The 8,859-nt window shown below is 42.2% G+C and carries 10 protein-coding genes and 1 pseudogene; 7 read left to right on the top strand and 4 right to left on the bottom strand.

From position 1 onward, the window contains the following. Positions 1–271 (top strand): annotated as a pseudogene (locus tag A1019T_RS02640) (IS1595-like element ISPssp3 family transposase); the annotation flags it as partial. Here A1019T_RS02640 and A1019T_RS02635 read toward each other — a convergent pair. Next, positions 272–502, bottom strand: a complete 231-nt coding sequence (locus A1019T_RS02635) for a hypothetical protein (protein WP_077450298.1) — start codon at positions 500–502, stop codon at positions 272–274. It lies immediately after the preceding pseudogene. Between the two features lie 272 nt (positions 503–774). Between A1019T_RS02635 and A1019T_RS02630 the strand changes: the two genes are divergently transcribed. Further along, the gene (locus tag A1019T_RS02630) at positions 775–1,470 is read left to right on the top strand and encodes a YggS family pyridoxal phosphate-dependent enzyme (protein WP_077450297.1); all 696 of its coding nucleotides are present in this window, start codon (positions 775–777) and stop codon (positions 1,468–1,470) included. 113 nt (positions 1,471–1,583) lie between these two features. Here A1019T_RS02630 and A1019T_RS02625 read toward each other — a convergent pair whose 3' ends face one another. Beyond that, complete coding sequence (locus A1019T_RS02625) at positions 1,584–3,242, bottom strand: NAD+ synthase (RefSeq protein WP_077450296.1); 1,659 nt, start codon at positions 3,240–3,242, stop codon at positions 1,584–1,586. Between the two features lie 421 nt (positions 3,243–3,663). Here A1019T_RS02625 and A1019T_RS02620 point away from each other — a divergent pair, with 421 nt between their 5' ends. Beyond that, complete coding sequence (locus A1019T_RS02620) at positions 3,664–4,122, top strand: hypothetical protein (RefSeq protein ID WP_244156510.1); 459 nt, start codon at positions 3,664–3,666, stop codon at positions 4,120–4,122. A gap of 99 nt (positions 4,123–4,221) precedes the next feature. Here A1019T_RS02620 and A1019T_RS02615 read toward each other — a convergent pair whose 3' ends face one another. After that, positions 4,222–4,734: a cell division protein ZapA gene (locus A1019T_RS02615; RefSeq protein WP_077450295.1), complete on the bottom strand. Its 513-nt coding sequence runs from the start codon at positions 4,732–4,734 to the stop codon at positions 4,222–4,224. 42 nt (positions 4,735–4,776) lie between these two features. Then, positions 4,777–5,250, bottom strand: coding sequence for a hypothetical protein (locus tag A1019T_RS02610; protein WP_077450294.1), 474 nt, complete (start codon positions 5,248–5,250; stop codon positions 4,777–4,779). 373 nt (positions 5,251–5,623) lie between these two features. On the opposite strand from A1019T_RS02610, the gene A1019T_RS02605 reads away from it, so the two are divergent. From A1019T_RS02605 to A1019T_RS02590, 4 genes are all read left to right on the top strand, one after another. After that, positions 5,624–6,280, top strand: a complete 657-nt coding sequence (locus A1019T_RS02605) for a UPF0149 family protein (protein WP_077450293.1) — start codon at positions 5,624–5,626, stop codon at positions 6,278–6,280. 159 nt (positions 6,281–6,439) lie between these two features. After that, complete coding sequence (locus tag A1019T_RS02600) at positions 6,440–6,928, top strand: nucleoside deaminase (protein ID WP_077450292.1); 489 nt, start codon at positions 6,440–6,442, stop codon at positions 6,926–6,928. A 31-nt stretch (positions 6,929–6,959) separates the two neighbouring features. Next, positions 6,960–8,171, top strand: a complete 1,212-nt coding sequence (argE, locus tag A1019T_RS02595) for an acetylornithine deacetylase (protein ID WP_077450291.1) — start codon at positions 6,960–6,962, stop codon at positions 8,169–8,171. Positions 8,172–8,378: 207 nt separating this feature from the next. Further along, the coding region (locus A1019T_RS02590) for a nuclease/transposase family protein (RefSeq protein ID WP_482822379.1) at positions 8,379–8,859 on the top strand (481 nt) is incomplete at its 3' end.

Genomic DNA, 8,859 nt, shown 5'->3' with positions numbered 1-8,859 from the left:
CGACTCATTTAAAAGCTATAACGCATTAGATGTCAGTGAGTTTACTCATTATCGTATCAACCACTCCAAAACCTTTGTTAATGACAAGAATCACATTAATGGTATAGAGAACTTTTGGAACCAAGCTAAACGGCATCTACGTAAGTTTAACGGAGTTCCAAAAGAACATTTTCACCTCTATTTAAAGGAATGTGAGTGGCGTTTTAATCACAGTGACCCAAAGTCGCAATTACTACAATTAAAACAATGGGTTAAACAGGGTTTGAACTAGTTATCTAGGACAGCCCCATTCTTTATATTGGGCGTTACTCATGGTGCCTTTGATAAAAGCATCCACTTCTATCTCTTGCAGAGCCGGCATAGTTATCGCAACCATATCACCTGCAATGCGTAACATGGCGGGCATGCCAGTGGATAGATGTAAGTCTGAAGCCTGATGTTGAATAGTATGAGCAAGTAGAGACTCAATATCTTTGAAGCTTAGTACTTGCGCGTCAGGCACTTAAGTCCTCCCTGTGCAATTAACAATTAATAGTTATCGGTAGCATAACAAGTCTATTCCCCTTATGAGTGACTTTTTTAGGGTTAATCCATGCTTTTTAGAGCTTACTCATGTTGTATTCTTTAAGTATCAGCCAAAGAGGTAGGGGGTTCAGAGGTTGTAAACATCTACCCATAGAGCAGGGAGGGGAGTAAATGTTACTATTACTATATAGCCAAAAAATACGGTATAACCAAAATTATTAAGTTAAAAAATTTTACGAGGTCAATATAATGAATCCAACACTGCTTCAAAGATGGCAACAAGTCACCGAACAAATTGATAAGGCTTGTATAGCTTCGAATCGAGATACAGTTACTTTATTGGCGGTATCTAAGACCAAACCAGCGCAAATGGTTATTGATTTGGCCGAAGCAGGGCAGAAGCATTTTGGTGAGAACTACCTGCAAGAAGCGGCAGAAAAAATGGCGCAAATTAAAGAGCAAGCTAGCCCTGAGGTTGTAGGTAATATCGTATGGCATTACATCGGTCATATTCAACGTAATAAAACCCGAGATATCGCTGAGAACTTCGACTGGGTACATACCATAGAGCGTGACATTATTGCCAAGCGTCTTAATGATCAACGCCCTGATAATTTAGAGAAACTCAATGTGTTGGTTCAAGTCAATATAGACAATGAAGACAGTAAGTCAGGGTGTTTGCCTAGCGAGCTAGATAAGCTAATTGCAGCTATTAAAGGCTATGAGAATCTAAGCTTACGTGGGCTCATGATTATTCCATCTAAAGAAGGTACCGATGCCTTTGAGCGTACTAAAAAGCTGTTTGATGAGATTAAGCAAGCTCACCCTGAATTAGCACAGTGGGATACGCTGAGTATGGGGATGAGTGGTGATATGGAGCAAGCCATCGCTCAAGGTTCAACCATGGTGCGGGTCGGAAGTGCCATCTTTGGAGCAAGAGACTAGCTTTTGAGAGACTGAGTTAAGTCTTAGGGCATAAAAAAGGAGCTTCAAATCCATTGAAGCTCCTTTTATTTTATCATCTAGATAATGAGGAAAGAGTGAAAGCGGCCTTATTATTAGCTTTCAATGCTCCAACCATTAACCAAGGGGTAACGGCGTTCACGGCCAAAAGCCTTATGACTGACTTTAGTACCGATAGCGGCTTGACGACGCTTATATTCGCTTCTGTCTACTAAGCGAATGGTCTGACGTACCATATCGGGGTCAAATCCTTTCGCGGTAATCTCATTAAAGCCCAAATCGTTATCGATATAGTCTTTTAAGATGGCATCAAGCACTTCGTAATCCGGCAAGCTGTCTTGGTCTTTTTGATCGGGGCGTAGCTCGGCTGAAGGGGCGCGCGTGATAACACGTTCTGGAATAACATCAGTGTCCTCCAAACGGTTACGATAATTGGCTAAGGCATAAACTTGAGTCTTGTAAACGTCTTTTAATACATCAAATCCGCCAGCCATATCGCCATATAAGGTCGAATAGCCCACAGCCATTTCAGATTTATTGCCAGTGGTGATGACCAGATGACCAAATTTATTAGATAGGGCCATTAAGATCATACCGCGAGCACGGGCCTGAATATTCTCTTCAGTGGTGTCCATTTTGGCCTTGCTAAATAAAGGCGCTAAGGTATGTCGCATACCCGCTACCGCGTCATGAATGGGACAAACGGTATAAGACACATTCAATCTGCGGGCTTGAGCTTGGGCATCTTCTAAGCTGATCTGTGACGTGTATTCGTACGGCATCATTACCGCATACACTTTATCTGATCCTAAAGCATCAACTGCGATACATAAGGTCAATGCAGAGTCGATACCGCCTGAAAGACCGACGATAACCCCTTCAAAGCCTGAATGGTTGACGTAGTCACGTAAGCCCACAACTAAAGCTTGATAAGTTTCTGACTCGGCACTTAGTTGAAGGGGGGCTTTAACTTGGGTATCGAATTGACCGCTTTCAATATCGAAGCTGGCGTATAACAGATGCTCTAAGAAACGAGGAGCTTCATGGGCCACATCGCCATTGGCTTGAACCGCCATAGAGCCCCCATCAAATACCAGGTCATCTTGACCGCCTACCGCATTCACATAAACAATGGGTAAGTTGTTATCGGTTGCTCTCTTACGTAATAAAGCTTGGCGCGTGTGCTGCTTACCGGCTTCAAAAGGAGAGGCGTTAATGGTTACTACTAGGTCAGCGCCTTGATCTTTTAAAGCTTTGATAGGGTCTTCTTGCCATAAGTCTTCACAGATTAGCAGACCAATAGTAAGACCTTGATAATCAAAAAGTACTTGGTTGCGGCCTTTGTCAAAATAACGGCGCTCATCAAACACCCCGTAATTGGGGAGATACTGCTTATGATAAAAGCCTTTTTGTTGCCCATTTTGAATGATGGCTGCTGAGTTGAAAGTGCCATGATAATCTACATGAGGATAGCCGATAATCATAACAATATCATTGATATCTGCTAATGAGCTTAAAGCGGCTTTAACTCGGTCAGATAGGCTTGGACGCAGTAGTAGGTCTTCAGGAGGATATCCCAATAGCGCCAACTCTGGGAATACGATGATGTCGGCGCCGTTATCACGTGCTTCGATGGCCAAGCTACGCATTTTTTGGATATTATTTTGGATGTCACCCACCATAAAGTGAGATTGAGCCATTGCAAATTTCAGCGACTTTCCTTTTAGTTCAGTGCTGTTGTTTTCGTTAGACATTATTAGGTCCTATTCGTTATGGGGATTAGCGCTATTTGTCTCGCTACAAAAACAACTTATTAAATTTTTTTAGTGTTGATTTTGAGCCAAGTAAAATTTAGCGTTTCTGTTAAAAGGGTCAGTGTTTTTTATAATCTAAAATATTATCTATCAAGTTGGCAAAGTATTATCTGCCAAGTTAATGTTGCTAATATAAAAAGTTAACGGTCTTCGCCAACTACCAACGTTTGACCTTACTGCTTCTGTTATTCGATATAAACCCTACTTTATCAAATACAGTAGGGCGGATAATTTCTTGTTGTTTCCATTGTTAACGATTTTCGTAGTCGAAAAACGATATAATTACCTTTAGTATAACATCAAATTTTTGTGTTATAGCTAAGCCCGATTGATTTAGCGGGCAAAACTAGGAAATTGTATCATGTTTGCATTTGTCTTTACCCTTATCGTAATCTGGCTTGCTATGTGGGCCTTCTTCAAATTTATGTACCCCAAGCCGCCCAAGGAGTTCATGCCCAAAAAAGGGGATGTTACTACTCCTAGAGACTGTGACTCTTGTGGTTACCCCTTAGCGGAATATAGAGGGGTGACTGAGGCGATACCACAAGCCCAATTAACGGAAGCGGATCAGGCCCAAGTTGCTGAACTGACTACAGAGGTAGAGGCCATTAGACAACAGATCCTAGCTTATGAGGCCAGCGTTAACGATAAAGCTCATCAAAAAGGACTGACTCGTCAACAAAAGAAACAAGCTTCGACTCAATATGAGCAGTTACAAAAGCAGTTGTTTGAAAAGAATCAACAGTTAAAGAAAATGAGCAGTTGGTTCTTTTGTAATTATGATCATCAAGCCGACTTTCATGCAAATCGCCCAAAGTAGAGCTTAATCAATCAGGGGTGAAACAGTTGCAAAATAAAAGGCTGCACAATACTTGGCAGCCTTAAAATAGGGGCATCATAGTCAGCTAGTCTATGGTTATTACTGAGCTAACTGCATGTCTTGAATCATCTGTTCAATAAGTTGATTGGCCTGCTCAATACTTTGTTCATTGGCTGTGGCACTGTTTTTTGACTGTTGCAGTTTTTCATAAAGGTTTAAACAGCAAAGCACCAATAGGTTTTCATGAGGTAAGTGCGGAGCTTGAGCACGCAGATCTTCAATAAAATTATTGATAAAGTCACTGGCAGCGAAAAGCTCGTGTTCTTCACCCACTGGGCAGTTAATGGTATAGGTTTTCTCTAAAATACTAATATCAACAGCTGCATACTCAGGTTCAGCTGCGTAATCTGCTAACTCTAAATCGGCAGTAGACGGTTCAGAGTAGTCGCTATCATAGCTTTCAGAGTCGATATTTTCTGCATACGGCTCATTTTCTAGCGCGTAAGTTTCTTCAGTGAAATTTTCGGTGGCAGCCTCAGATAAGACAGACTGCTCTTCAAGACTAACTTCAGAGTCTTGCGGCTCGTGGTCATTTGGATAATCAGTGGACATAGTGTTCTCTTAAAAAAATAGAATAAAGAAGCTAGGTAGGTCTTAGTCTACAGCTTGGTCAATTAAAGTTAAGCGCTGCATCACTACTTTGGTATGCTCTTTTGCCAAGCGGTTTTTTTCTAATAACATTTGATTCGCTTGCTCTAACGCTTCACACTTTTGTAGCAACTCATTGTAATTATCATTGAGTGTGTTGTGCGCTTCAGTTAGGCTCTTGTGCTCATCATTGAGCTGATTATATAGTTGTTCTAGAGTCTCTTGTTGCTGTTGCACGTCTTCAAACACACTCTGAGCATCAGATAGATCTTGCTCAAGCTGCAGTTTGGCTTGTTGCGACTGCTCATAGGTTTGCTCAAGGTCGCTAAGCTGTTGCTGCAACTGCTCAACTTGTTGGGTGTCTACTTGAGGGGCAGCTTTTAGCGAAAGTAACTCATTATGAGAGGCGTCATAGCGCTGTCGAACGTCGTGCAATATAGAGTCTAAGTGTTGCAGTTTTTCAATTAAAGGCTGAGTCATAGAGTATCACTTCTAATAAAGTCGGATAAAAATATAAATGCAAGGTTATGTATATAATACCTTTAATAATGCCACAGATGCCCACATTATATCTAGCAGTAGGTTGTTAACGAATGTGTTTACAAAGGCTCAGGTTTTGATGTTTTGTCATAAGCTAAGCTAAAAAATTAGCGAAATACACCGCAACAATTTAACAAAAGTGATAGTGAGCTAGTGGCTATTTAACAGTAGCCAGTTGGTTAAGATTAGTTAATTAAGATTAGTTAATTAAGATTAGACAGTTAGATCGATAAATAGTTAAATCAATAAATAGGCCAATAAATAGCACCCCCACTGAGTAATAAATCTCACCGTTGATAAAAAGGTAATTGTAATGAATGATGATATTTCAGGTTGGAATGATTGGGAAAAAGCGTTTTCTGATTGGAGCGATGTGACCATTAGTGAGCTACATGGACTGATGACTGGGCTGATGACGGTTTGTCATGCCCCCGCTAAAATTGAAGAGTGGGAGCAACTACTGACTGAGCTGAGCTTTTCTATTCCCAATGAAGCTGCTTTGACGTTGCTAGCAGAAGAGGCAGAAGATACCTCGTTTCAGTTGAAAGACAAAGACGATGCTTATCAATATTCGCCATTGGTGCCAGATGATGAGCATGATTTATATGAGCGCGTTATGGCGCTAAAGCAGTGGGCCAATGGGTTTATGACCGGCTTTGGGGTGACCGATTGCACATTGACTGCTGAAGAAAACGTTATTTTCTCTGATTTGGCGAAAATTGGCAGTATTCGTATTGATCCAGATGATGAGTTTGAGGGCGGGGAAGAGTCGTACCTATATTTATATGAGTTTGCACGTATGGTGCCCGTAAGCCTAGCAATCCGACCTCGTAAATCTATGATGAGCCTACCGCTTATCGCCGGCTTATCTATTAACGCCAAGACTGCCAAAGAGCTGGAGCAAGAAGGGGTAAAGCCTAAGCCTATCCCACCGGTTATCGATATTATGAATCAAAATAATCCGTCTTAACGGCATCTTTAGTAGTTTGAGTCGTATATAGCTTCGATTGTTGATAGCAAAAAGCCAGCCCAGATACAGATAAACTGGGCTGGCTTTTTTATGTTACATTAAAGCGTAAATGGCACTAAGCATTACTTATAAAGCATAACCGGAAAACAGGAGGTTTTAATGATAACCAAACAGGAAGAATCTCATTTAAAGCGCTGTATTGAGTTGGCTGCTGAGGCACTGCAGGCAGGCGACGCTCCTTTTGGTAGCGTGTTAGTGGCTGGCAGTGGTGAGGTATTAAAAGAAGACCGTAACCGCATTAATAGCCTTGAGGCGACTTACCATCCTGAGCTGGCTTTAGCCCAATGGGCCGCTGCTAATATGAGTGAAGAGGAACGCCGTCAAGCTGTGGTGTATACATCAGGGGAGCATTGTACCATGTGCTCGGCAGCGCACGCTTGGGCGGGGCTGGGTCGTATAGTCTATGCCAGCTCTTCAAAGCAATTGCTGCAATGGCAACAACAGCAAGGTATCACTGCTAAGTCTCCAATAAATAGTCTAAGTATTAATGAAGTGGCTCCTGATATCGAAGCACAAGGTCCGGTAGCGGGGCTAGACGAAGAAGTCAAAGCGCTACATCTGCAAGCTTGGAAGCTGCGTAACTCTTAGTTTCATTATTTAAACTTTGTAAGGAATAATCATGACCTCGCTAAATCAAACCACCCTTTATCCCAGTGATAGCATCGAGTGGCTCAAGCGATTAATTGGCTTTGATACAGTGAGCCGTCATTCTAACTTAGCCCTTATTGAAGACGTGCAAGCGTATTGCGAGAGCTTGGGCTTATCGCCGGTATTGACCTTTAATGAGGACAGCAGTAAGGCCAATTTGTTTGTCACTGTTGCGGCTAGTAATGATTCTGAACAACACATAACCAGTGGCGGTATTGTGCTGTCTGGGCATACTGATGTGGTGCCAGTTGAGGGTCAAGACTGGGATTCTGACCCCTTTGAGGCGGTGATACGAGGCGATAAGCTTTATGGCCGCGGTGCATGTGACATGAAAGGCTTTATTGCCAGTGCTTTGAATTTATTGCCCAAGGGGGTAGCACTGTCAAACCAAGGCAGTCTAGCTAAGCCGCTGCATCTGGCGTTGTCCTTTGATGAAGAGGTGGGCTGCTTAGGGGCTCCGTTAATGTTAGAGGACTTAAAGCAGCGCGGTATCCGCCCTGACTATTGTATCGTTGGTGAGCCGTCTTCTATGAAAATGGTCAGTGCCCATAAAGGCATTTCAGTATTTCGCTGCGCTGTGCATGGCAAATCAGCTCACTCCTCTTTGACTCATCAAGGGGTAAATGCCATCAGTTACGCTGCTAAGTTGATTGGATTTATTGATGAGCTGGCAGGTCAATTGGCAGAGTCTGATCGAGTAGATCCTCTATTTGATGTGCCTTACTCCACATTATCGATAGGCACCATTCAAGGCGGTACAGCGACCAATATTGTGCCCAATCTTTGTGAATTTACCTTTGATTATCGCAATCTACCCACCATGGGCACAGCAGACATTCTACCGGCTATCAAACAAAAGATTGGCGAGCTTAATCAGCAGATGCAGCAAGTAGATGGGAATACGGGTATTGAGATTGAGCAATTAGAAAGCGTGCCGGCTATGACAGACAGTGAAAGTGAGGCTTTACAACAGTTGATAGCAGGCTTAGTCAATTCTTCAGCACGCCATAAGGTGGCCTATGCCACAGAGGGTGGTCAGTTCACCAATGCGGGTATTCCTACCGTTATTTGTGGGCCAGGCAGTATTGAACAGGCGCATAAGGCCAATGAATTTGTTGAATTAGATCAAATGGCCGAGTGCGATGTGTTCTTGGACAAAGTGCTTGGCTCATTGCAGGGTTAATGGTTTTCTATTGCAGTACTGGGCTAATGGCTTTTACATAGGGCCAATGGCTTTTACTATAAACTGGCTATTGGTATAAAATAGCCGGTTTTATCACCAGTCGCCGTAAAACCACCCACTTCAGGGGGTGGATATAAGGCGACATACACTGTCGTAAGAAGCAGTTAAAGAGTTGTAAGTTAAAATCAACCTCGCCATACTGAATATATGAAAACACTCAAATTACGCATCAAAGACAAACATGCAAACCAGCTAAACAAACTAGCTGGGAGTGTTAACTATGTGTGGAACTATGTCAATGCGTTAAGTTTTGAGCAACTAAAACGTACCGGTAAGTTTTTTAGTGCTTATGATTTAAATCAGTACACCAAAGGTAGCGGTGAGTATTTAGGATTACACAGTCAGACCTTACAGGCTATCAATGAGACACACGCTAAATCACGTAAACAATTTAAAAAAGCCAAACTTAACTGGCGTACCAATAGAGCTGATGCCAAACGTAAAAGCCTAGGTTGGATACCTTTTAAAAAATCTGCCATCAAGTATTTGCAAACAAGGCAGACAGGTAAGAAGGCACTGAAATCAACCATACAGCTATCGCTATCTAAAGGTCAAAAGCTTATCATAGATGTATTCGATAGCTACAACCTAAGCCTATATCAAATCAACACGCTTGAGATAGTACAAG

Origin of the sequence: Psychrobacter piechaudii (genome assembly GCF_900162825.1) — a bacterium.
Classification (GTDB): Bacteria; Pseudomonadota; Gammaproteobacteria; order Pseudomonadales; family Moraxellaceae; genus Psychrobacter; species Psychrobacter piechaudii.
The sequence above is the reverse complement of the archived record's forward strand: the minus strand, read 5'-3'. Positions and strand labels throughout refer to the sequence as shown.

Excerpts from the sequence above, each read along its gene's own strand:
- A1019T_RS02630 (WP_077450297.1), top strand. The coding sequence starts at position 775 with ATGAATCCAACACTGCTTCAAAGATGGCAACAAGTCACCGAACAAATT.
- A1019T_RS02625 (WP_077450296.1), bottom strand. The coding sequence starts at position 3,242 with ATGTCTAACGAAAACAACAGCACTGAACTAAAAGGAAAGTCGCTGAAA.
- A1019T_RS02620 (WP_244156510.1), top strand. The coding sequence starts at position 3,664 with ATGTTTGCATTTGTCTTTACCCTTATCGTAATCTGGCTTGCTATGTGG.
- A1019T_RS02615 (WP_077450295.1), bottom strand. The coding sequence starts at position 4,734 with ATGTCCACTGATTATCCAAATGACCACGAGCCGCAAGACTCTGAAGTT.
- A1019T_RS02610 (WP_077450294.1), bottom strand. The coding sequence starts at position 5,250 with ATGACTCAGCCTTTAATTGAAAAACTGCAACACTTAGACTCTATATTG.
- A1019T_RS02605 (WP_077450293.1), top strand. The coding sequence starts at position 5,624 with ATGAATGATGATATTTCAGGTTGGAATGATTGGGAAAAAGCGTTTTCT.
- A1019T_RS02600 (WP_077450292.1), top strand. The coding sequence starts at position 6,440 with ATGATAACCAAACAGGAAGAATCTCATTTAAAGCGCTGTATTGAGTTG.
- argE (WP_077450291.1), top strand. The coding sequence starts at position 6,960 with ATGACCTCGCTAAATCAAACCACCCTTTATCCCAGTGATAGCATCGAG.